This is a genomic window from Pseudomonas sp. ASL4 (assembly GCF_056680395.1).
Map to the genome: position 1 here is coordinate 2,695,078 of NZ_CM155280.1, position 24,197 is coordinate 2,719,274.

Consider the following 24,197-nt stretch of genomic DNA (forward strand, 5'->3'; position numbering starts at 1 on the left):
ACCTATGATTGGTCGCCTGGTGGTGGTCGGTCTGGGGTTGATCGGCGGTTCGTTTGCCAAGGGCTTGCGTGAAAGTGGCCTGTGCCGCGAAGTGGTCGGGGTCGATCTTGATCCGCAGTCGCGCAAGCTGGCGGTTGAGTTAGGCGTGGTGGATCGCTGTGAAGAAGACTTGGCAGCTGCTTGTCAGGGCGCAGACGTGATTCAGTTGGCCGTGCCGATCCTCGCCATGGAAAAAATGCTCGGCCGACTGGCTGGCATGGATCTGGGGCAAGCGATCCTGACTGACGTTGGCAGTGCCAAAGGCAACGTGGTACGTGCGGCTACTGAGGCGTTCGGCGGTATGCCGGCGCGTTTCGTGCCGGGGCATCCGATAGCCGGTTCCGAGCAGAGCGGGGTGGAAGCCTCCAATGCCGAGCTGTTCCGTCGCCATAAAGTGATTTTGACGCCGCTGGATCAGACCGATCCGGCAGCTCTGGCTGTGGTCGACCGTTTGTGGCGCGAATTGGGCGCCGACGTCGAGCACATGCAGGTCGAGCGCCATGACGAAGTGTTGGCGGCAACCAGCCATTTGCCACACTTGCTGGCATTCGGTTTGGTCGACTCATTGGCCAAGCGCAATGAAAATCTTGAGATCTTCCGTTACGCTGCGGGCGGTTTCCGCGATTTCACAAGAATCGCCGGTAGCGACCCGGTCATGTGGCATGACATCTTCCTCGCCAACCGCGAAGCTGTCCTGCGCACACTCGATACATTTCGCAGCGACCTCGACGCCTTGCGCGACGCGGTCGATGCAGGGGATGGGCACCAATTGTTGGGCGTATTCACTCGCGCCCGGGTTGCCCGCGAACATTTCAGTAAAATCCTGGCCCGCCGGGCTTATGTGGACGCTATGAACTCCAACGACCTGATTTTCCTGGCACAACCTGGTGGCCGCCTGACTGGGCGGATTCGTGTACCGGGCGACAAATCGATTTCCCACCGTTCGATCATGCTTGGCTCCCTAGCCGAAGGCACCACCGAAGTGGAAGGTTTCCTTGAGGGCGAAGATGCCCTGGCGACCTTGCAAGCCTTCCGCGACATGGGTGTTGTGATCGAAGGTCCGCACCACGGTCGCGTGACCATTCACGGCGTGGGCCTGCATGGCCTGAAGCCTGCGCCAGGTCCGATCTATCTGGGCAACTCCGGCACATCGATGCGTTTGTTGTCTGGCCTGTTGGCTGCGCAAAGCTTCGACAGCACCCTGACCGGTGATGCCTCGCTGTCCAAGCGTCCGATGAATCGCGTGGCCAATCCGCTGCGTGAAATGGGCGCCGTGATCGAGACCGCCGCAGAAGGTCGTCCTCCGATGACTATCCGTGGCGGCAACAAGCTCAAAGGCCTGACCTACACCATGCCGATGGCCAGCGCCCAGGTTAAGTCCTGCCTGTTGCTGGCCGGTCTGTACGCTGAAGGCAAGACCACCGTCACCGAGCCTGCGCCGACCCGCGACCACACCGAGCGCATGCTGCGCGGCTTCGGCTACCCGGTGACCGTCAACGGCGCCACCGCGTCGGTCGAGTCCGGCCACAAACTGACTGCGACCCACATTGAAGTGCCGGGCGACATCTCGTCGTCGGCGTTCTTCCTCGTGGCCGCGTCGATCGCCGAAGGTTCGGAGTTGGTGCTCGAGCACGTTGGCATCAACCCGACCCGCACTGGCGTGATCGACATCCTGCGCCTGATGGGCGCCGACATCACCCTGGAAAACCAGCGTGAAGTGGGTGGCGAACCTGTTGCGGACTTGCGCGTGCGGGCAGCTAAACTCAAAGGTATCGAGATTCCCGAAGCGCTGGTTCCGCTGGCCATCGACGAGTTCCCGGTATTGTTCGTGGCTGCGGCCTGTGCCGAAGGGCGCACCGTGTTGCGCGGTGCCGAAGAGTTGCGAGTCAAAGAGTCGGACCGGATTCAGGTCATGGCTGATGGCTTGCTGGCGCTGGGCGTCAAGTGCGAACCGACCCCGGACGGCATTATCATCGACGGCGGCCAGATCGGCGGCGGCGAAGTGCATGGTCACGGCGATCACCGGATTGCGATGGCATTCAGCGTTGCTTCGCTGCGCGCCACTGCACCGATCCGCATCCACGACTGTGCCAACGTCGCGACCTCGTTCCCGAACTTCCTCGCGCTGTGCGCGCAGGTCGGTATTCGTGTTGCACAAGAGGCTCAGTCGTGATTATCAAGCCACCGGTCATCACCATCGACGGGCCAAGCGGCTCGGGCAAGGGCACTATTGCCGGGATTCTGGCCAAGCGTCTGGGTTGGTGTCTGCTGGATTCCGGTGCGCTGTATCGTTTATTGGCATTCGCTGCGCGCAACCATGGCGTCGACCTGACCAATGAAGAATCGCTGAAGCTGTTGGCCGCTCATCTGGACGTGCAGTTTGTCGGCGCGACGGAAGGTCATCCGCAGCGGATCATTCTCGAAGGTGACGATGTCACCGACGACCTGCGTAATGAGCAAGTCGGCGCCTGGGCTTCTCAGGTCGCCGCACTGCCGGCTGTGCGCGATGCGCTGCTACAGCGCCAGCGGGCGTTTCAGGAGGCGCCGGGCCTGGTGGCCGATGGTCGCGACATGGGCACAGTGGTGTTTCCCGATGCTCCGCTGAAGATATTCCTTACGGCCAGTGCCGAGGAGCGTGCGCGCCGTCGATACTTGCAGTTGAAGGGCAAAGTCGATGGTGTTAGTCTGTCGAGTCTGCTAGATGAGATACGTGTCCGCGATGAGCGTGACACCCAGCGAGCGGTAGCCCCGCTCAAACCGGCGGCTGACGCCATACAGCTGGATTCCACGGAATTATCCATCGATCAGGTGCTGGAACGCATCATGAGCGAGATCGCCATTCGCGATATCGCCGGGTGACCAAGAAGCTTTGCAGGGGGCCAGTCATAGTCTTGCGATGCTTCTTCTAATGAACGTAACCCACATCGTCTGGGATGTGGAGATGGGCGTATTCTTCGCCCTTATTCAACAGGAATTAAAATGAGCGAAAGCTTTGCGGAACTCTTTGAAGAAAGCCTAAAAACCCTGAACCTTCAGGCAGGCTCCATCATCACCGGTGTTATCGTTGATATCGATTACCAAGCTCGCTGGGTAACCGTTCACGCTGGCCTGAAGTCTGAAGCACTCATCCCGCTTGAGCAGTTCTACAACGATGCTGGCGAACTGACTATCAACGTCGGTGACGAAGTTCACGTTGCTCTGGACTCGGTTGAAGACGGCTTTGGTGAAACCAAGCTGTCCCGTGAAAAAGCCAAGCGCGCTGAATGCTGGATTGTTCTGGAAGCAGCCTTCGCAGCCGAAGAAGTGGTCAAGGGCGTTATCAACGGTAAGGTTAAAGGCGGCTTCACTGTCGACGTTAACGGCATCCGTGCGTTCCTGCCAGGTTCTCTGGTTGACGTCCGTCCAGTGCGCGACACCACGCACCTGGAAGGCAAAGAGCTGGAATTCAAGGTCATCAAGCTCGACCAGAAACGCAACAACGTTGTCGTTTCCCGTCGTAGCGTCCTCGAAGCCGAGAACTCCGCTGAGCGTGAAGCTCTGCTGGAATCCCTGCAGGAAGGCCAGCAAGTCAAAGGTATCGTCAAGAACCTCACCGATTACGGCGCATTCGTCGATCTGGGTGGCGTCGATGGCCTGCTGCACATTACCGACATGGCTTGGAAACGTATCAAGCATCCTTCCGAAATCGTCAACGTTGGCGACGAGATTGATGTCAAGGTTCTGAAGTACGATCGCGAACGCAATCGTGTTTCCCTGGGCCTCAAGCAACTGGGCGAAGATCCATGGGTTGCTATCAAAGCCCGTTACCCAGAAAGCACTCGCGTTACCGCTCGTGTAACCAACCTGACCGACTACGGCTGCTTCGCTGAGCTGGAAGAAGGCGTTGAAGGTCTGGTACACGTTTCCGAAATGGACTGGACCAACAAGAACATCCACCCTTCGAAAGTCGTACAAGTCGGCGACGAAGTGGAAGTTATGGTTCTGGACATCGACGAAGAGCGTCGTCGTATCTCCCTCGGCATCAAGCAGTGCAAATCTAACCCATGGGAAGATTTCTCTGGCCAGTTCAACAAGGGCGATAAAATCTCCGGCACCATCAAGTCGATCACCGATTTCGGTATCTTCATTGGTCTGGACGGCGGCATCGACGGTCTGGTTCACCTGTCCGACATCTCCTGGAACGAAGTGGGCGAAGAAGCCGTTCGCCGCTTCAAGAAGGGCGACGAGCTGGACACCGTTATCCTGTCGGTTGACCCAGAGCGCGAGCGCATCTCCCTGGGTATCAAGCAACTGGAAAGCGATCCGTTCTCCGAGTACGTTCAAGAGAACGATAAAGGCGCAATCGTTAAAGGCATCGTGAAAGAAGTTGACGCTAAAGGCGCCATCATCACTCTGGCCGACGATATCGAAGCGACTCTGAAAGCCTCCGAAATCAGCCGTGACCGCGTTGAAGACGCGCGTAACGTTCTGAAAGAAGGCGAAGAAGTAGAAGCCAAGATCATCAGCGTTGACCGTAAGAGCCGCGTAATCCAGCTCTCGATCAAGTCGAAAGACGTTGAAGACGAGAAAGAAGCAATCCAGAGCCTGCGCGACAAGCCAGCGACTTCGGAACCTGCTGCTGGTCCTACCACTCTGGGCGACCTGTTGCGTGCACAAATGGAAAAACAGAACTAAGTTCTGTCAGACCATAGAAAAAGGGCGACTTCGGTCGCCCTTTTTTGTGCCTGCGATTTGGCTAGCTCCCTGAGTCGCTCGGGGATGTCGAAGGCTGCGATCCTGGTAATGTTTCTAGCGTCCCAAAAAACGACCCTTATGAAACCAATCCCTAACACCTGCTGTCTCTTTCTTTAACAGGATCAATCGTTTATTTGCAGCTAGGCTTAGGCTTGATACGAACGACGGTAGGGCGGAGCGCCCGGTATAAGGAAGTGAATGAACAGGCTCATTGTCGCAGTAGCGTTATTGACACTGGCAGGTTGTACCACCAATGCCAAGACTCACGTCGTGCGTGGCGTCAGTGGTATCGAGGTTGATTGTTCCGGTTTGGGTTCCGGGTGGGAGAAGTGCCGCAAGCGAGCTGACAGGGAGTGTAAGGGTAGTGGTTACAAGGTTGTCGCCAGATCTGATGATGCTAAGGACGAGGACGAATTTCCGTTCGGCTTCAATCCGGCAGGGTTTGTGACGCGCACCATGTTGGTTATTTGTCGGTGAGTGCGTAATGATTTTGTCGTGTTGTGGTGCTCCGCAAATGGGCGTCACATCTTTGCTAAATATATGTCAATACACGGGCTGTTCAAATTCATCCGGGCATGCTAAAACCTTTGAAGCGCTGATCTAGCTGCTTGAAAAAGAAGGGAAAAATATGACGAAGTCGGAGTTGATCGAACGAATTGTCACCCATCAAGGGCTGCTCTCATCCAAGGATGTTGAGCTGGCCATCAAGACCATGCTTGAGCAAATGTCCCAATGTCTGGCCACTGGGGATCGTATTGAGATCCGTGGTTTTGGCAGCTTCTCCCTGCACTACCGCGCCCCACGGGTAGGTCGTAACCCGAAAACCGGTCAGTCCGTCAGCCTTGATGGCAAGTTTGTTCCGCATTTCAAGCCGGGCAAAGAGTTGCGTGACCGGGTGAATGAGGAAGAGGAGGAAGGCTTTGATCTCCATAACTAAAGGGGCGACGCATGCGCAATCTTAAGCGTGTACTCCTTGGCGTATTTATTCTGTTGCTGATTCTGGTGATTCTGGCGTTTGTTCTTGAAAATCAGCAATCGGTTTCGCTGCTGTTCCTCGGTTGGGCAGGTCCACAATTGCCTGTGTCGTTGGTCATGGTGCTAGCGCTGCTGATCGGTATGCTGATCGGACCTGTTTTGGGTTGGTTTCTGGGGCGTGCATCCAGAACCGCCCGCAAGCGCCTGGTCTGAATTCGAAAAAGTAAATACCTATCGAATTTGCAACACAGCTTGTCTATATCCATTAGTAAAACCGTCATTAAGCTGTAAAATACTGGGCTTGTCCGATAGTGGCATTCCCACATCGAATCAGACTGACTCTGTCAGAAGCCTCAGCTTAGACGAGGGCTTCTGCACTCATGGACTAGACAGCGCTCGGTTGCCGGCCCTGTCAGCAACTCAAAGGGTATGGTTTCGCGTGAAAATTCTAGTAACCGGCGGCGCCGGGTTTATCGGCTCGGCAGTCATTCGTCATATTATTTCCAACACCACCGACTCTGTCGTTAACGTCGATAAGCTGACTTACGCTGGTAATCTTGAGTCGTTGGCCAAAGTTAGCCAAAACTCGCGTTATGTGTTTGAACGCGTCGACATCTGCGATCGCGATCAGATCGACCGTGTTCTGCGTGAACACCAACCAGATGCCATCATGCACCTGGCCGCAGAATCCCACGTAGACCGCTCGATCACTGGTCCGTCTGAGTTCATTCAGACCAACATCATCGGTACCTACACCCTGCTGGAAGCTGCACGCCACTACTGGGCTGCGCTGGATGACGGGCGCAAGGCCAACTTCCGCTTCCACCATATTTCCACTGACGAAGTCTATGGCGACCTTGACGGTCCGGAAGATCTCTTCACCGAGACCACCCCGTATCAGCCAAGCTCGCCGTACTCGGCAAGCAAGGCCAGTTCCGATCACCTGGTTCGCGCCTGGAGCCGTACCTACGGCCTGCCGACCCTGGTCACCAACTGCTCGAACAACTATGGCCCGTGCCACTTCCCTGAAAAGCTGATCCCGCTGATCATCCTCAATGCGCTGGAAGGCAAGCCGCTGCCGGTTTACGGTAAAGGTAACCAGGTTCGTGACTGGCTCTATGTCGAAGACCACGCCCGTGCATTGTACAAAGTCGTGACCGAAGGCGTTATCGGCGAGACATACAACATCGGCGGTCATAACGAAAAGCAAAATATCGAAGTCGTACATACCCTGTGTGCACTGCTCGATGAGCTGCGTCCTGACTCCGCTCATCGTCCGCACGCCAGCCTGATCACTTATGTTCAGGATCGCCCGGGCCACGATCAGCGCTACGCAATCGACGCCAGCAAAATCCAGCGCGAGTTGGGCTGGACGCCGGAAGAAACGTTCGAAACCGGTATCCGTAGAACGGTTGAATGGTATCTGAGTAACACTGAGTGGGTGGATCACGTTAAGAGCGGTAGCTATCAACAGTGGATCGACCAAAACTACGCGGATCGCTCGAGTAAGGCATGAAGATCCTTCTGTTAGGAAAGAACGGCCAAGTCGGCTGGGAGCTGCAGCGCTCTCTCGCGCCCCTTGGTGAGTTGATTGCACTGGATCGTCATGCGCTCGATGGCTTGTGCGGCGACCTGTCTGACCTCGACGCTTTGCGCTCGACGATCCGTCAGGTCAAGCCCGACATCATCGTCAGCGCCGCGGCCTATACCGCTGTCGATAAGGCCGAGTCCGACACTGAGCTGGCCGACCGTGTGAACGGTCAGGCAAGTCAGGTCATGGCTGAAGAGGCCGCGTCCCAGGATGCCTGGCTGATTCACTACTCGACCGACTACGTTTTCAGCGGCCAGGGTTCGACACCATGGCAAGAGACTGATGCGGTCGCACCAGTGAATCACTATGGCGCCAGTAAACTGGCCGGCGAACAGGCGATTATTGCGTCTGGCTGCAAGCATGTGATTTTTCGTACCAGTTGGGTCTACGGTGCTCGCGGCAACAACTTTGCGAAGACCATGCTGCGCCTGGCCGCGGATCGCGAAAGCCTGAGCGTCATCGCTGACCAAATCGGTGCACCTACCGGTGCGGATCTTATTGCCGACGTGACAGCGCTGGCCATTCAACAAGTGCTGCTGCGCCCGGAACTCGCGGGGCTATATCACTTGGCCGCTAGTGGCGAAGTGTCCTGGCACGGCTATGCCAGCCACGTGATCGCTTTCGCTCAGGCCAATGGCGAGCACCTCGCCGTCACGGCAATTAATCCAATCGAAACGACCGCCTATCCAACACCCGCGCGCCGTCCTCTGAATTCCCGTTTGAATACTCAGAAGCTGCGTGACAATTTTTCTCTACACTTGCCGGATTGGCAAAGTGGCGTAACCCGAATGCTTAGGGAAGTTCTGAACAAATGACCACGACAAATCGTAAAGGCATCATCCTCGCTGGCGGTTCGGGCACACGTCTGCATCCGTTGACGCTTGGTGTGTCCAAGCAGATGTTGCCGATCTACGACAAGCCGATGATCTTTTACCCGCTGTCAGTGCTGATGCTCGCCGGTATGCGTGAGATCCTGATCATCTCCACGCCGGAGGACCTGCCGTGTTTTCGCAAGTTGCTGGGTGACGGCAGCTTGTACGGCATCAAGCTGACCTACGCCGAGCAGCCTAGCCCGGATGGTCTGGCCCAGGCCTTCATCATCGGTGAAGAGTTCATTGGCAAGGATCCTTGCTGCCTGATCCTTGGCGACAATATCTTCTACGGTCAGCACTTTTCGGATAACTTGCGTTCGGCGACCAATCAGCAGAGTGGGGCGACGGTATTTGGTTACCACGTCTCCGATCCCGAGCGTTTTGGCGTGGTTGAATTCGACGCAACGGGGCGTGCTCTCAGTATTGAAGAGAAGCCGCTGAAGCCCAAGTCGAACTATGCGGTAACCGGTCTCTATTTCTACGATAACGAGGTTGTCGAGATCGCGAAGTGTATCAAGCCATCGGAACGTGGCGAGCTGGAAATCACCGATGTGAACCGTGCTTATCTGGAGCGCAATACACTCAGCGTCGAAATGCTTGGCCGTGGTTTCGCTTGGCTCGACACCGGTACCCATGATTCTCTGTTGGAAGCCAGCCACTTCGTGCACACCATCGAACAGCGTCAAGGTCTGAAGGTTGCCTGCCTGGAGGAGATCGCCTATCACAACGGATGGATCACATCCGAGCAGTTGGGTGCTCAAGCCGACGCCTTGAAGAAGACTGGCTATGGTCAGTACCTGCAGAAGCTGCTGGATTCGCCTGCTCATTGACTCGAAAGTTCAATACTTCGGACCGACGCGTTTAACCGGTACAAGCAGGAATAGCATGTCAGTAAAACGTCCCAAGATCGCGGTTTTGCTGGCTGCCTACAATGGTATGCAATGGATCGAGGAGCAACTGGCCTCGATCCTAGGTCAGCTAGCTGTCGACGTGACTGTTTACATTAGTATCGACCCTTCTACTGACGGTACCGAAGCTTGGTGCGCGGCATATGCGGTTGAACACCCTTGTGTTGTCGTTCTTCCTCCTGCAGGAGCCTTTGGCGGGGCTTCGCGCAATTTTTTCAGATTGATCCGCGATGTCGAACTGGATGAGTACGACTTTGTTGCCTTTGCCGATCAAGATGACATCTGGTATTTGGACAAGCTTCAGCGCGCGACCGATGCGATCCGAGTCCGCCATGTAGATGCCTACTCCAGCAACGTCACTGCTTTCTGGTCAAATGGCAGGACGCAGTTGCTGGATAAGGCTCAGCCCCAGGTGGCTTGGGATTTTTTGTTTGAGGCGGCCGGACCAGGTTGCACGTATGTGATGAGCTGTTACGTGATAGTGCCTTTGAAAGCTTCAATGCTGGCTAATTGGGTTGAGTTGCAAAGAGTCAGTTTGCACGATTGGTACTGCTACGCTTTTGCGCGCAGTCATGGGTTCAAATGGTTTATCGATGCGCAGCCGTCTATGCAATATCGTCAGCACGAGCGAAATCAGATCGGGGCCAACACCGGTATCAATCCGTTGATCGCACGTTACAAGACGATCCATGACGGGTGGTGGTTTTCTCAGGTTCGGATGATTTCTTGCCTGGTAGGGCGGGGGACTGATGCTTTTGTTCGGCAATGGTTGCCTTTGGGGCGCAGGCAACTGCTGTGGCTGTCTCTGAGTGCCTGGAAATGTCGACGACGCACCCGCGATAAGGTGTTCTTCTTCTGTGTTTGCTGCGCCACTGCGGTAATCGGTGGGAAAAGTAAATGAATCGTCGTCGGATTTTAGTGACAGGTGCTACCGGTTTTGTAGGCGAGGCCATAGTGTTTCAACTGTTGCTCGACAAGGTGTTCATGCCTGTCGCTGCGGTGCGTGGCGAAACACGGTTGAGTGGTCTGTGTCCCGTTGTACCGTTCGACCTGAACGACGAGCTCGCTCTACCTCCAATGAGCGATGTCGCAGTTGTCATTCATTGCGCTGCTCGAGTTCACGTGATGAAAGACACTGCGACGAATCCGCTTGAGAGTTTTCGTAGGGTTAATGTGGAGGGGACAGTTCGACTGGCTCTCAAGGCGGCGCAATCCGGTGTTAAGCGGTTTATTTTCATCAGTTCTATCAAGGTTAACGGCGAAGGTACTGCTCCGGGGGCGCCGTTCAAGGCTGATGATCAGCCGGCCCCTGTCGATCCTTATGGCGTGTCGAAGCGAGAGGCTGAAGATGCGCTGCGGAAAATCGGCAGGGATACCGGTATGGAGATCGTTATCATCCGTCCGCCACTGGTGTACGGTCCCGGTGTCAAAGCTAATTTTTTAAATATGATGCGCTGGTTGAGGCGGGGGGTACCGCTTCCGTTTGGCGCGATTAATAACCGCCGCAGTCTGGTTGCGATTGGTAATCTGGTCGACCTCGTCATCGTTTGTATTGCCCATCCCGCCGCAGCGGATAACACTTTTCTTGTCAGTGATGGTGAGGACTTATCCACCTCGCAATTGCTTAGGCGGATGGCTGGCGTTATGGATGTTCGTCCACGTTTGTTGGCTGTGCCTACGTGGATGTTAAATGTTGGCGCAGTACTCGTCGGGCGGCATTCTCTGGCCCAAAGATTGTGTGGGTCTTTGCAAGTGGACATCGGAAAAACGTGCTCCACGCTCGGTTGGGTTCCTCCCGTCAGTGTGGATAAAGCGTTGCGTCGCACAGCCAGTCAATGCTGCGTTAAGTGAACTCGATGAACGCATCGTGTCGAAAGCGGCGATTGGATTTCGCTGTTCATTGGCAGATTGCCACCCTTTTTCCGGTGAGGGGCACTTGGTACCCTACGCTCCCTTTGATATCTGGGGATCTTTCGCTTTGAATGGAGGTGGCATCTGGCCTCCATTTTTATTTCTATACCCTGATTATCGTCTTCAGCAGCCTCAAGGCGATAATGTCACTGGGCTATCAAATGGCAATGCATAGTCGTTATAATTGCGAATTTTTCGCGGCAGGAAGCGATGCATGAGTGGATTATTTGGCGCTCGCTCTTCCAGTCGAATTCATATCTATGTTGAACGAATGAACATAGTCAATTTTTTATCATTTAGGCAATGGAGCGCTAGGTGGTAGCCCCTATTTTTCCGATCGTTCAAAAAACCGAATCGGATTCCAGCGACGTAGGCAATTTTAAGCAAAAAAAAACGGCGCAAGCGGGGCGTGTAGCGATTCTGTTGTGTACCTTCAATGGCGAACGTTTTTTGGCTCAGCAATTGGATTCCATTGCGCGTCAATCCTATCCTCATTGGACCGTCTGGGTCTCGGACGATGGTTCAACAGACGCCACCCTCGAATTGTTGCACGAGTACAGCGATCGCTGGGGCGCAGACAAAATGACCATTCTCCATGGTCCAGGACACGGTTTCGCGGCGAATTTCTTGTCGGTCACTTGCGATCGGTCAGTTGATTCCGATTTCTTCGCCTGGGCTGACCAAGATGACATCTGGCAGGAGAACAAGCTGGAGCTGGCAATCCAACGTCTGCAACGTACCCCTTCTGATACCCCGGCACTTTATTGCGGGCGAACAGAGTTGATTGATGAACGCGGAGAGCATATAGGTCTCTCACCATTGTTTGATCGTCCTATCGGTTTTGCTAATGCGTTAGTACAGAGCATCAGTGGGGGTAACACGATGGTCTTCAATCGTGCTGCCAGGGAGCTGTTTCAGCAAGCGGGAGCCGAGTTGGAGATTGTCTCTCATGACTGGTGGGCGTATTTGCTTGTTTCTGGTGCCGGCGGTCAGGTTTTTTACGACTTTTCTCCCTCGATACTCTATAGGCAGCATGATTCGAACCTGATTGGTTCGAGCTCGGGGTTTGGTGTGCAGATGGGACGCCTGCGGATGCTCTTTAAAGGGCGTTTCCGCAATTGGAACCAAAAGAATATCGCGGCGCTGGATGCGGTCCGGCCCCGATTGAATGAAGAAAGTCGAATGAGGCTGGATCTATTCAAAAGAGCGCGTAGCTCACGAGGATTGGCCAGGCTCATTTGGTTGCGACGGTCCGGCGTTTATCGGCAGACCCTTTGGGGCAACCTGGGGCTGATTTTGGCGACACTGTTTAATGGTATCTGACGCGCGCACGAGCCTGGAAGGCTCCTTAGGGAATCGTTCTGTGGTAATTCATGCAATATTTGAACAAGAGAGTTCACTGATGAAGTTCAACTCCCTCGACTTTTTTGAGGTTTTTGCATAATGCTGAATTTTTCTACGTCGCCGAAGGAGATGGTTGGCAGTTTCTGGCGCAATCGCGGTTTGGTCAAAGCCTTGGTGCAGCGAGAAATCATCGGGCGCTATCGCGGATCGATCATGGGGATGCTGTGGTCGCTGTTCAACCCGATCGTCATGCTGGTGATCTACACATTCGTGTTCAGTGTCGTGTTCAAGGCTCGATGGAGTGTCGATAGCAGTTCAAAAACAGAATTTGCCTTGATGCTGTTTGCTGGTCTGATCGTGTTCAACTTATTTGCAGAGTGCATCAACAAAGCGCCCAGCTTGATCCTTGGCAATGTCAATTATGTGAAAAAGGTCGTTTTTCCGTTGGAAATCCTGCCGTGGGTTACCCTGGGTGCAGCGCTTTTCCACTTTTTGGTCAGCCTGAGCGTCTGGTTGATTGCCTACATGATATTTTTTGGAAAGCTCCAATACACTGCACTTCTTCTGCCGGTGTTCCTGGGGCCTCTGTTGATTTTTATCATCGGTCTGGTCTGGTTTCTGGCGTCTATGGGCGTGTACCTGCGAGATGTGAGTCAGATCATCGGCGTCATCACGTCGGTTCTTATGTTCCTGTCACCGATTTTCTACCCTATTACCGCACTGCCTGAGCAATACAGACATTTGCTATTTCTCAACCCCCTGACGCCTGCAATTGAAGATACGAGGGCATTGCTTTTCCGTGGGGAGCTTCCGAGCCTGGTTCACTTGGGGTTCTACTATATCGCTGCAGCCCTTGTCTTCTGGCTAGGGTTTGTGTGGTTCCAAAAAACGCGTAAAGGGTTTGCCGATGTCCTCTAATACAGCAATCGCGGTTAATGGTCTGAGCAAGTGCTTCCAGATCTACGATAAGCCTCGAGATCGGCTGCTACAAATGTTCGCTCGGGGAAAAAAGCAGTATTTTCGGGAGTTCTGGGCGTTGCAGGACGTCTCGTTTTCCGTCAACAAGGGCGAGACGGTCGGTATTCTGGGACGCAACGGAAGCGGCAAATCCACGTTGTTGCAAATGATCTGCGGCACGCTTAATCAGACCCATGGCGACATCTTGACTCATGGTCGCGTTGCGGCACTTCTCGAGCTGGGGTCGGGATTTAATCCGGAGTTCAGCGGGCGAGAAAACGTCTACATGAACGCGGCGGTTCTAGGTCTTACGAAAGACGAAACCGACGACCGTTTTGCCGAGATCGAGGCTTTTGCAGAGATCGGCGAGTTTATCGATCAGCCGGTCAAGACCTACTCCAGTGGCATGATGGTGCGCCTGGCCTTCGCTGTAGCCATCAATGTTGACCCGCAGATCCTGATTGTCGACGAGGCGTTGTCAGTCGGTGATGAGCTGTTCCAGCGTAAATGCTTTGCGCGCATTGAGGCGATCAAGGCAAGCGGTGCCACCATCCTTTTCGTTTCGCACTCGGGCAGCGCAGTTATCGAGCTTTGCGACCGTGCGGTGTTGCTGGATAAAGGTGAAAAACTGGCAGAGGGTGTACCGAAAGTCATCGTTGGCCAGTACCAGAAGTTGTTGTATGCGCCTGCAGATAAAGTAAGCGGCATCCGCGAAGCAATCAAATCTGGCGGTCTTGAGCGTCTCGAGCTGGAGCGTGAGGCGATAAAGTCAGCGATTGCTGTTGAGGTTTCGCAAGCCTCTGACAATGGTCTGGAAGAATACTACGATCCGCACATTGTCTCCAAAAGCGTATTGTCTTATGAGTCTCATGGGGTTCTGATCAGTGATCCGCGCATCCTGAATGCCGCCGGTAAGCAAGTTAACTGCCTCAAACGAGGGGATGTCTACCGTTATACCTATCGGGTCGCGTTTTCGACGGGGGCGGTCGCTGTTCGCTTTGGCATGATGATCAAAACGTTGGCGGGTATTGAAATCGGTGGGGCCGCGAGTTCGGCCAAGGTTCAGGACGCTATTACGTACGTAGCCGCAGAGACCGATATCGAGGTCGAATTCAAATTTGAGTGCAACTTGAATCCTGGCACCTATTTCCTTAACTCAGGCGTAGTCGGCGTCGCAGGGGAGGGTGAAACCTATCTGCACCGTTTGATAGATGCATGCCTGTTTCGCGTTCTCCCGGAAACGGAGAGTACGGCTACTGGGACCGTAGACTTTAAGTGTACTTCAGCTTTTACCATTTCAAGTGTTGAGCATAATTAATCTTATGGATCATAAACAAATAGTTGTCGTGTTGGGCATGCACCGAAGTGGTACCAGTGCCATCACTCGTGGCTTAAAGGTTCTCGGCGTCGAGCTGGGTAGCAAACTCTTGTCCCCTGAAGTGGGTATCAATGACAAGGGCTTTTGGGAAGACATTGACGTAACGGCATTCAATGATGAGTTTCTTAAAGAGCTTGGGCATGACTGGCACAGTTTGACGCCAATCATGCCTCATGAGCTGCATTCTCAGATTGCCCAGAACCGCAAACTTCGTGCAGTGGAAATTCTGCGCAACAAATTGTCGGGTATTGATTGTTTCGGCGTGAAAGACCCTCGCATGGCGAGACTTTTACCTTTTTGGCAGAGCGTCTTTGCTGAACTGAATTTAAAAGTTAGCTACGTTGTTGCATTTCGCAACCCGAAAAGTGTCACTCATTCGTTGGTCAAACGTAATGAGTTCGAACTGGAGAAAGGCTATTTTCTCTGGTTGGAGCACATGTTGCTCAGCCTAAAATACAGCCAAGGCTTCTCTCGGGTATTTGTTAACTATGACTTGATGCTTCAGGACCCTGAGCATCAACTAAAACGTATCTCTGCAGCTCTAGATCTTCCATTTTACCCACAAGGTCCGGATTTTTTAGAGTACCAGCACAAGTTTCTCCAGCACTCTTTGCAGCATAACAATTTTACCCTGGAAGAACTTAGTCTGGATGAGGCCGTATCGGTTGATATCTTGAAACTCAGCAAGTTGCTTCTGGAACTTTCCAGTGACTTGCGGGCAGACGACGAGGCTCTTGAGGGGCCGCTGGATGAGCTCTACCGCGCAATGCTGGAGCGGTTGCCAGCCTATCGTCTGATGCGCCGCTTTGATGAAAATAATGCTGATCTGGCACAGCAACTTTTCAATCAGAATACGATCAGTGGCCAAAGCATTAACGCTCTTAAGATTGAGTACGGCAACCTTGAGATAGAACATGCCAGCCTCAATGCTGACCGCAGTGTACTCCAGACTCATCTCAGTACCCTCCAGACTCAGCTCAGCACACTTGAGATGCACGTAAATACTGCCCAGTCCGTAGTGGCAGAGTCTGAGCGTTCGATGCACGCGCTCGAGGAGGATTTGCGACGCTATGCATCTGGGCGTTTCCTGATCAAGTCGTTGGCGTCACTCGTTGCCAAACGTTTTGGTTTTCGTTATCGCGATGACAATCCTGGCGAAAGTGAGTTGTTCGACGCCAATTACTATCTGAACACTTACGAAGATGTCAGGGCGGCAGGTGTCAATCCGTTGCAGCATTACCTGGAGCAAGGTTGGCGTGAAGGGCGCGATCCTTCCGCCGGCTTCTCGACTCAGGCTTATCTGAACCAGTATGAAGATGTACGTCTGAGACGTATCAATCCATTGGTCCACTACCTGCGTCACGGCTATTACGAAGGTCGATCGATATACGACACGAATGGGCGCAACTACCATTTTTCTAGAAAAGTCAGTCGTAACCGGACTGTCGTGCAGTTGTTGAATCTGGTTGTACAGCAGCCAGAGTTACTGGGACGCTTTGTTCGTGAAGCTCGCCGTGGTGGGTTGCGCCATGCCATGGCTATAGCGACGCGGAAACTCAAACGCAACCAAAAGCTACTTGACCTCGTACCATTAAAGCCGCTGTGTGACAATGCGGCGATGGAGTACGAGGTGTTCAAAGTAGTTCCGTATTATCTGGATCCCTATCAGTCAGAGGTTGCGGAAGTTGAGCAGAAGAAGGTCGCCGTTCATCTTCATCTGAATGATGGTAGCCTCGCTGAGGCGGGTTACGTTTACCTCGCAAATATTCCTGTCGAGTTCGACCTTTACGTTTCGAGGTCAGGCAATCACGATAAGATTTTAAACGATAAAGCCCTGCGTGCCACTACCCCTCTGTTGCGTAAGCTGGTTGTTGAACAGGTACCGGATAACGTCGGGCATATCGCACCTTTTATCATTCAATTTGGTAGTCGTCTCAGCGTTTACGATTATGTGGCGCACTTCCATGCGGCCGGTGGTATACCGGATGCTGGTGAGCGCTTGCATTTTAACGATTTGATGGACCTTCTATGTGGTTCCGCCACTTATGTTGCGCAAATTTTCGGTTTGCTCAATGGCGACGGTAAAATTGTCTATCCGGTGGATAACCTGGTCGAGCCGGAAGCGTATCATCAGGCTGGTTGGAGCGATTCCCGAGGCGTGATTCCGGCAGCTCTGGAAAAATATAGCCTGATTGATAGTGCTGCGTTCCCGACCAAAGAGTTTCCTCGTTGCGGCATGTTCTGGGCCCGCGCAAGTGCGGTGGAGAAATTTGTTCAATTGTCTTTGCAATATGAAGACTTTGTCGATGCGCCAGAAGCTGCAGCACCAGAAATGCTTACTCGTTGTCTTGAGCGTCTGCTTCTGATTTTCACAACACAGACGCAAGGGCGCAACTATCAGCTCGAATCGCCTCAACTTACCCGCGAGCCTCTAGCGTATTACGAACCGCAGGGCGATTACTCGGGTTCGATCGTGCACGATACTATCAAAGTGCTTGCGTACTATTTGCCGCAGTTCCACCCAACACCTGAGAATGACGAGTGGCATGGGGCCGGCTTCACTGAATGGCACAAAGTTCGTTCCGCGAACCCGCTGTTTTATGGGCATTATCAGCAGCATGTTCCCCATGAAGACATCGGCTACTACCATCTGGATTCTCCAGCACAGTTAAGCCAACAAACGGAAATGATGCAAAAGTCGGGCGTTCATGGCCTGATCTTCTATCACTACTGGTTCTCTGGAAAACTTATCCTGGAGAAGCCGGCGCAGATGCTGCTGGATAATCCACAGATCAACATGCCGTTTTCTTTCTGCTGGGCGAATGAAAACTGGACTCGCCGTTGGGATGGCAACGAGCAGGAAATCCTGCTGGGCCAAGTCTATTCAAAAGACGACGCAAGAGCGTTTATTCAGTACGTCATCCCATTCTTCAAAGATGAACGCTACATAAAGATAGACGGGCGTCCGGTTCTGTTTGTCTATCGCCCTTCGTCGATGGAGCACGTCGATGATTACATGGCTATCTGGCGCCAGGAGTGCGAAAGCAACGGACTAAAGGCCCCTTATGTAGTCGCAACATTGACCCGCGGAGCAACGTTGCCGCAGGACTACGGCATGGAGGCTGCAGTCGAACGAGTGCTACACGACTGGACTGGCGATGCGGTAGATGACAGACGCCATGAACTACGTCCGTACTGGCCGCTCAATGGCAGCGTTCTGGAGTACAGTGATGTCGCTGATCACTACATGGGGCAGGATCTGGGCAAAGATTACACTCTGTTCCGCTCCCTGGTTCCAACGTGGGACAACACCGCACGTTATGGCTCCAATGCCTATGTGCTGAACAACTTCACCACAGCGAAATTCCAGAGCTGGATGGAATATCTGGTTCAGTATTCTGAGCAAAACCTGCCGGCTGACCGTCGATTCCTGGTAGTGAATGCATGGAATGAATGGGCTGAAGGCGCACACCTGGAGCCGGATACTCGATTCGGCTACGGATACCTCAACTCCATTGGACGAGCCCTGTCCGGTCAGTCGTTCTCCGAGACCAGTCATTTTGCGCCAGACTCGAACCTGACGCTCAAGGTTGTGCTGACGGCAGGGGCGCTTTCGCGATTACAAGCCGAGCCAGAATCACAACGCAAGTTCCTGGCGTGTCTTGCCAACTCCAATGTATTTGAACGTTGCAGGGTCGTTGTAGAAGATGCGCAACTGAGTAAGGCGTTACAGGCGCTGGGCGTAAGAGCAGTTGACAATGAAAGCAGCGCTGCTGATTTCACGCTGGAGTTCAGCGATGTCTGCCTGTTTTCCTCAGAGGTTGTTGAATCGCTTCTGAAGATGGCGCAGCGGCATAAAGGCTTTAATATCTCTGCCAGCGTGCGCAATGATCCGGCCTCTCTACAAAGTGAAAGCACCGTCAACTTTACAATCGACGCTTCTCAGCGCGGCTGTATGGAGCTATGTCCGGTTGATCCGGCGGTAGGCTACAAAATCTGCTGTGAGGCTTCGTGTTTCCGCCTCCTGCCGCAAGTCGGCAGCACGGAAGTTGCGCTGGAGACGGTGTCAACAATCATGCGTTACCACCGTCGTGGTGACAGGCGGTCGTTGGTGAACGCACTTCTTTCCCTGGTCGCTCAGTCGGGTTGTCGGGTAAAGCCCGTTTTGGCCATTCAGGATATGAGTGATGAAGAAATAGCAGCACTTGAGGTTGAACTGGCCAGACTGCCCTGGAGCGTTGATTGTGCGCCGGTGATCCGCCGCTATTTCTCTACAGAACAGTCTCCGGATCTGCGCTCGTTGATGCTAAACGACACGCTCAAAGCCGTCGGCACGGGCTATGCGGCGTTCCTTGATTATGACGACTTGCTGTTTCCGGACGCCTATTGCGTGCTTCTGGAACAACTGAAGGCAAGCGGCAAGAACGCCACCTTCGCACGTGTCTATTCCACTATGGTGGATTCCGCGACAGGGTGCATTATCAAGCGCGACAAGATCTATGATTATGGTGATTCCTATCTCGATTTTGTACAGCATAACCATGCGCCATTGCACAGCTTCATGCTGGACCTAGATAAATGTGATCTTGAGGCGATCCACTACTTTGACGACATGAAGTACATGGAAGATTACTACCTGACAATGCAATTGTTTTCTCGAGACGGGACTGACTGGGCTTCATTGCGAAGCTGCGGCTTCATCGGCGACTACATTCACCGTATCGGAGGCGACACCCATACACTCGCGCTGACTGATGAGCAGCAGCGGGTGGACTTGCTGGGCAGTGAGTCGTATCGCGTCTGCGAAGCTCGTATCAAGGCCTTACGCGATCGTCTGATTGTGAAGGCATAACGTGAAGTAGGCCCGCCGTTGTCATGGGCGGGCCTTGGTCGTCTGATTTATTTAAGGTTTATCAGTATGAGTAAGGATCTGGTTTTTCACGCAACCGCGGTCAGTGCTTCGGCAAGAGCCCAGGTGAAGGGGCAAAAACCTGCAGTTATCTGGCTCACGGGACTGAGCGGTGCCGGAAAGTCGACAATCGCCAACGCGCTCGAGCAGGCTTTGGTTGCTAAAGGTCGACATACCTTCCTGTTGGATGGCGACAATCTGCGCATGGGTCTGTGTAAGGATCTGGGGTTTAAAGATGCGGATCGCGTAGAAAATATTCGACGCGTAGCGGAAGTTTCAAAGTTGTTTGTTGATGCCGGGTTGATCGTGATTACCGCATTCATTTCTCCATTTCATCGCGACCGTGCCATAGCGCGTGAAGTAATTGGAAGCGATGTGTTTGTCGAAGTCTTCATCGATACGTCGCTGGAAGAGTGCGAGCGACGCGATCCTAAAGGGTTGTACGGCAAAGCACGGGCAGGTGAGATCAAAAATTTTACGGGTATCGACTCTGCGTATGAAGCGCCTGTCAATCCTAATATTCGCATTAACACGGTTACAGAAGATCTGGCGGTCTCCGTTGAGCGGGTATTGGACTACCTCGATAAAGGGTCCGCTCAATGAAGACACTCGTCATTATCGGGGCTGGTTTCAGCGGCGCGGTCACTGCAGCGCAGTTCCTGCGCCATAGCCCACCCGATGTGCGAGTCGTATTGATCAACCGTTCCGGAACCATGGCGCGAGGTCTGGCCTACGGGACAAACAGCTCACTGCATTTACTAAATGTGCCTGCCGGCAACATGAGTGCCTATGTTGAAGAGCCTGATCATTTTTTGCGGTTTTGCCAGGCGCTGAACCCTACGTACACCGCGTCGTCATTCGTACCCCGAAAATTATACGGCGACTACCTGGCTTCGGTGCTGGATCATGCTGAAAAGCATAGTTCCGTAGGGGTAAAACTTGAGCGTGTGGTCGCGGAGGTGCGTCGTCTGCGGGCAGATGGGAAGGGGGCTGTGCTGGAGTTGGTTAATGGCCAGAGCATCCAGGCCGATCAGGTAGTGTTGGCGTTCGGCAACTTTTCCCCGCTTGATCCTCCAGGATTCTCCAAATCAATGAGCTGTTACCAGTCAGATCCTTGGACTGGTGGAGTGGCGCCCCTGGCTGAAGCAGATAGTCCGGTACTTCTGGTGGGCGCAGGGCTTACGGCCCTGGATGTTTCCCTTGGGTTGTTACAACAGGGGCATCGTGGACCTATTCATATGGTCTCCCGGCGTGGACTTCGCCCATTGCCACATCGCCCGCAGCGCCCTGCTCATGAAGTGCCAGTTGGTCTCATCGACATACTCATGCAGTCTCCCCCCTCCGTACGTGAGTACATGCGGCTCATTCGTCGAGAAATCGATGCAGCAGAACTGCAAGGTCTTGATTGGCGCGATTTGCTCGCAGTCCTGCGTTCCAGCACCCCAGGGTTGTGGGTTCGGCTGTCAGATGCCGAGCGCCGACGCTTCTTGCGCCATGTCCAGCCCTACTGGGATGTACATCGCCATCGGGTAGCGCCAGCGGCTTATCAACGCTTCGAAGAAGCGGTTGTCAGTGGGCAGATACATTCAATGGCTGGGCGCATTCAACGCGTCAATGCAGGCAAGGCAGGTTTGACCATCGATATCCAATTGCGCGGCGAACAGCGACTGGAGCAAATCAATGTGGCCCGGGTCATTAACTGCACTGGCCCCAATACAAACCTGCGACGTGTCGATGATGGTCTGATCACTCAGTTGAGGGCAGAGGGGTTTGTGCAACTTGATCCCTTTGGTCTGGGCTTGAGTGTTGATGAGCGCCTTGCAGTGAAAGGTGCTGACGGTGAAGCATCCACTTGGCTGCACTACATTGGACCTATGCTTAAGGCCGATCTTTGGGAAGCCACGGCGGTTCCAGAGTTGCGACAACACGCGAAATCTCTGGCGACCAGTCTGGTCAACCTGATTCGCTGAAAACTATCCCGTTATCTGGGGTAGAGCAATAAAGGGCTCTGAGGGCTGCAACCAACGAGATGTGGGTGCTGTTGCATACGCCAAGCACGAGGCTCTTCGAAAGGCCGGTTAAAATCCATGCTACAAGGCGCCCAGCGGCGCGGGTCGAAAAGGGGGGCAGCATCGGCTCCCCTTTTTTCGGGGCGTTCAGTCGACGTGGAGGCCGTTACTGGGTAAGATGCTTGATTTTTTGAACGCGGTAGCGTCTTACATACGCACACCAAAAATCTAGGTAAAGTGCTGGCCAATGAATACGAGATATCCAAACTTTGATCTACTTCGCTTGTTACTAGCGGTAGAAGTAGCATTTGTCCATGGTTGGGCCATGACAGACGTCGCATTTAATTGGGCGGGTTATATCATGGCGGTGCCGGCGTTCTTGGCAATCAGTGGGTTCTTGGTACTCAAAAGTTATGAAGAGTCCGGTTCATGGGGTATTTTCATTCGAAAGAGAGCACTGCGACTGTTTCCGGCATTAGTGGTTTCAATGATTCTGTGTTGGGCGCTTTTTGACTGGTTTGCCCTATACAATTCGTTCCTGAACTGGATTACAGGTGGCTTATATACATTGCCGGGTGTAGCCAATGGCCCTCTCTGGTCGCTAATGTGGGAAGAAATCGCGTATCTTTGCCTGGCTTTGCTCTGGTTGGTTGGTGCTTACAAGCATCGCACTATCATTTGGCTATTGCTGGCCGCTTCGTTCGCCGTCGTTTACTGGGGGCGTGTCCTTGACGGACATACTCAAATGATTTTGTTCCTTTTGCCATCGTTCTTTATTGGCAATCTGGCATACCTGCATCGTAGTACCTTGCTAAAGGTTAACCCGATCATTCCGTGGGTTTTGCTTTTCGCCGTTATCTTTAATTACCGCATTCCATACTTTAATCAGCTTGTCCAGTTAAGCCCTGTAGGTTTTCAAGCGTTTGCTGTTGTATGGGTAGGCATGGTGGGCCTTAAGGCTATCCCGTTCCGATTCCCGGATATCAGCTATGGCGTCTACATCTATCATATGCCAATCGTTATTTATTTAATTCGGCACGATATTGCGACTACCACAACTGACATGGCGATATGGCTCCCCTTGCCCCTGCTGGCGGTTTGCTTAGCCAGTTGGTACTTGGTTGAAAAACCAGCGCTCAAACTAAAGCCTTTGCAGAGTATGGCAAACGCTAAATCGAGATCACGAAAAGCTGCGCTTCAAAAAGAGGAGGCAGCCTGAACGTAACGTAAACCAGCTCGTTTGCAATAAACACGCTGAAAAAAAACGTCGAACCTACGTCGAGTGCGGCGTTGCGCACAAGCGCAACCAGCTCGGCCCAAGGTGGTCGAACTGGAAGCTTTGAAGTGGAAGTCCTCTACATAGAAGAGGCAGTATTAGTCGAAGGTCGGGCGAGCACCGCACGAATCAACGTAAGAGATTTACTGCTTTTTTGAGTGCACTAACCACCCTGTCTTGTTGTTTCTCGGTCAACCCTACCCATAGAGGTAGTCGAACGAGGCGTTCGGATTGATGGTTAGTCACATTCAGTTCGCCATTCGCTCTGCCGTAACGCTGACCTGCCGGTGATGAGTGCAGGGGAACGTAGTGAAAAACGGCCCAGATATCGTTGCTCTTCAATTCATCGAGAACGGCCTGCCGATCGATTTCTGGGGCAAGCAAAACGTAATACATATGGGCATTGTGCTCACACTCCACCGGTACGATAGGGCGACGCAATACACCGGATGATTCCAACGGTTCCAGCAGCTCATGGTATCGCTGCCAGCTGGCTAGGCGCGCGTGGGTAATGCGATCCGCTTCCTCCAGTTGGGCCCAGAGGAACGCTGCAATTAGTTCACCAGGCAAGAATGATGAGCCCACTTCCTGCCACGTGTATTTGTCGACTTCACCGCGGAAAAACCGACTGCGGTCGGTGCCTTTTTCCCGGATGATTTCCGCTCGCAAGGAGAGCTCAGGATCATTGACCAGCAGGGCTCCACCTTCCCCCGAAATCACGTTTTTCGTTTCGTGAAAACTATAGGCGCCCAGATCCCCGATGCTGCCCAAGGCCCGGCCCTTGTAGCTCGCCATCACACCTTGGGCTGCATCTTCCACCACCATCAACTGGTGGTGGCGAGCGATTGAGATGATGGTGTCCATTTCACATGCCACCCCTGCATAGTGGACCGGGACTATTGCTCGTGTGCGTGGCGTGATAGCAGCCTCGATCAGATGCTCATCCATATTCAGCGTGTCTTCGCGAATATCAATAAATACCGGTACGCCGCCTCTTAGCACAAACGCATTCGCGGTGGACACGAAGGTGTAAGACGGCATGATGATTTCATCACCGGGCTGAATATCCATCAGCAGCGCCGCCATCTCTAGCGCAGCTGTGCAGGAGTGGGTGAGCAGCGCGGTGCTGCATCCCGTTCGATCTTCAAGCCAGCCATGGCAACGCTTGGTGAATGGACCGTCACCTGCCAGGCGACCGTTAAAGTGGGCCTCTGCGATGTAGTACAACTCTTTGCCCGTCATATGGGGCCAGTTAAACGGGATGCGATCGCTCATATGTCTATACTCCATCAGC

General features: G+C 53.5%; 19 protein-coding genes. 18 read left to right on the forward strand and 1 reads right to left on the reverse strand.

The window, feature by feature from the left end; genetic code table 11:
- Positions 1-4: 4 nt before the first annotated feature.
- The 18 genes from AC1MEW_RS12265 to AC1MEW_RS12350 all read left to right on the forward strand — a co-directional run bounded on the left by AC1MEW_RS12265 (position 5) and on the right by AC1MEW_RS12350 (position 22,846).
- Positions 5-2,212, forward strand: coding sequence for a bifunctional prephenate dehydrogenase/3-phosphoshikimate 1-carboxyvinyltransferase (locus AC1MEW_RS12265; RefSeq protein WP_242486218.1), 2,208 nt, complete (start codon positions 5-7; stop codon positions 2,210-2,212).
- Positions 2,209-2,898: a (d)CMP kinase gene (gene cmk / locus AC1MEW_RS12270; RefSeq protein WP_008148720.1), complete on the forward strand. Its 690-nt coding sequence runs from the start codon at positions 2,209-2,211 to the stop codon at positions 2,896-2,898. The genes AC1MEW_RS12265 and cmk overlap by 4 nt, the downstream gene beginning before the upstream one ends.
- Before the next feature lie 120 nt (positions 2,899-3,018).
- Entirely contained in the window at positions 3,019-4,713 is a 1,695-nt protein-coding gene (rpsA, locus tag AC1MEW_RS12275) for a 30S ribosomal protein S1 (protein ID WP_059406800.1), read from the forward strand.
- A 258-nt stretch (positions 4,714-4,971) separates the two neighbouring features.
- Positions 4,972-5,250, forward strand: coding sequence for a hypothetical protein (locus AC1MEW_RS12280; RefSeq protein ID WP_201256572.1), 279 nt, complete (start codon positions 4,972-4,974; stop codon positions 5,248-5,250).
- 151 nt (positions 5,251-5,401) lie between these two features.
- The gene (gene ihfB, locus AC1MEW_RS12285; protein ID WP_054051920.1) at positions 5,402-5,710 is read left to right on the forward strand and encodes an integration host factor subunit beta; all 309 of its coding nucleotides are present in this window, start codon (positions 5,402-5,404) and stop codon (positions 5,708-5,710) included.
- Between the two features lie 11 nt (positions 5,711-5,721).
- Entirely contained in the window at positions 5,722-5,961 is a 240-nt protein-coding gene (locus AC1MEW_RS12290) for a LapA family protein (RefSeq protein WP_480426399.1), read from the forward strand.
- Between the two features lie 226 nt (positions 5,962-6,187).
- Positions 6,188-7,264 carry a dTDP-glucose 4,6-dehydratase gene (gene rfbB, locus AC1MEW_RS12295; protein ID WP_480426401.1) on the forward strand — a complete coding sequence of 359 codons (1,077 nt, stop codon included), beginning with the start codon at positions 6,188-6,190 and terminating at the stop codon, positions 7,262-7,264.
- Positions 7,261-8,154: a dTDP-4-dehydrorhamnose reductase gene (rfbD, locus tag AC1MEW_RS12300; protein WP_480426403.1), complete on the forward strand. Its 894-nt coding sequence runs from the start codon at positions 7,261-7,263 to the stop codon at positions 8,152-8,154. Before rfbB ends, rfbD begins: the two co-directional genes overlap by 4 nt.
- Positions 8,151-9,041, forward strand: coding sequence for a glucose-1-phosphate thymidylyltransferase RfbA (gene rfbA / locus AC1MEW_RS12305; protein WP_480426405.1), 891 nt, complete (start codon positions 8,151-8,153; stop codon positions 9,039-9,041). Before rfbD ends, rfbA begins: the two co-directional genes overlap by 4 nt.
- Positions 9,042-9,096: 55 nt before the next feature.
- Positions 9,097-10,020, forward strand: a complete 924-nt coding sequence (locus AC1MEW_RS12310; protein ID WP_480426407.1) for a glycosyltransferase — start codon at positions 9,097-9,099, stop codon at positions 10,018-10,020.
- Complete coding sequence (locus AC1MEW_RS12315) at positions 10,017-10,970, forward strand: UDP-glucose 4-epimerase family protein (protein ID WP_480426409.1); 954 nt, start codon at positions 10,017-10,019, stop codon at positions 10,968-10,970. The genes AC1MEW_RS12310 and AC1MEW_RS12315 overlap by 4 nt, the downstream gene beginning before the upstream one ends.
- A 375-nt stretch (positions 10,971-11,345) precedes the next feature.
- Positions 11,346-12,353: a glycosyltransferase family 2 protein gene (locus AC1MEW_RS12320; protein ID WP_480426411.1), complete on the forward strand. Its 1,008-nt coding sequence runs from the start codon at positions 11,346-11,348 to the stop codon at positions 12,351-12,353.
- A 120-nt stretch (positions 12,354-12,473) separates the two neighbouring features.
- Positions 12,474-13,292 carry an ABC transporter permease gene (locus AC1MEW_RS12325; RefSeq protein WP_480426413.1) on the forward strand — a complete coding sequence of 273 codons (819 nt, stop codon included), beginning with the start codon at positions 12,474-12,476 and terminating at the stop codon, positions 13,290-13,292.
- Complete coding sequence (locus AC1MEW_RS12330; protein WP_480426415.1) at positions 13,282-14,649, forward strand: ABC transporter ATP-binding protein; 1,368 nt, start codon at positions 13,282-13,284, stop codon at positions 14,647-14,649. Before AC1MEW_RS12325 ends, AC1MEW_RS12330 begins: the two co-directional genes overlap by 11 nt.
- A gap of 4 nt (positions 14,650-14,653) precedes the next feature.
- Positions 14,654-19,561 (forward strand): glycoside hydrolase family 99-like domain-containing protein, encoded by a 4,908-nt coding sequence (locus AC1MEW_RS12335; protein ID WP_480426417.1) that lies wholly within the window; start codon positions 14,654-14,656, stop codon positions 19,559-19,561.
- 66 nt (positions 19,562-19,627) lie between these two features.
- Positions 19,628-20,221 (forward strand): adenylyl-sulfate kinase, encoded by a 594-nt coding sequence (cysC, locus tag AC1MEW_RS12340; protein ID WP_480426418.1) that lies wholly within the window; start codon positions 19,628-19,630, stop codon positions 20,219-20,221.
- Positions 20,218-21,588 carry an FAD/NAD(P)-binding protein gene (locus AC1MEW_RS12345; RefSeq protein WP_480426421.1) on the forward strand — a complete coding sequence of 457 codons (1,371 nt, stop codon included), beginning with the start codon at positions 20,218-20,220 and terminating at the stop codon, positions 21,586-21,588. Before cysC ends, AC1MEW_RS12345 begins: the two co-directional genes overlap by 4 nt.
- A gap of 364 nt (positions 21,589-21,952) precedes the next feature.
- Entirely contained in the window at positions 21,953-22,846 is an 894-nt protein-coding gene (locus AC1MEW_RS12350; protein ID WP_480426423.1) for an acyltransferase family protein, read from the forward strand.
- Between the two features lie 186 nt (positions 22,847-23,032).
- On the opposite strand, the gene rffA is transcribed toward AC1MEW_RS12350, so the two are convergent.
- A complete protein-coding gene (gene rffA, locus AC1MEW_RS12355; protein ID WP_480426424.1) occupies positions 23,033-24,178 on the reverse strand; it encodes a dTDP-4-amino-4,6-dideoxygalactose transaminase in 1,146 nt (381 codons plus the stop codon).
- Between the last annotated feature and the right edge of the window lie 19 nt (positions 24,179-24,197).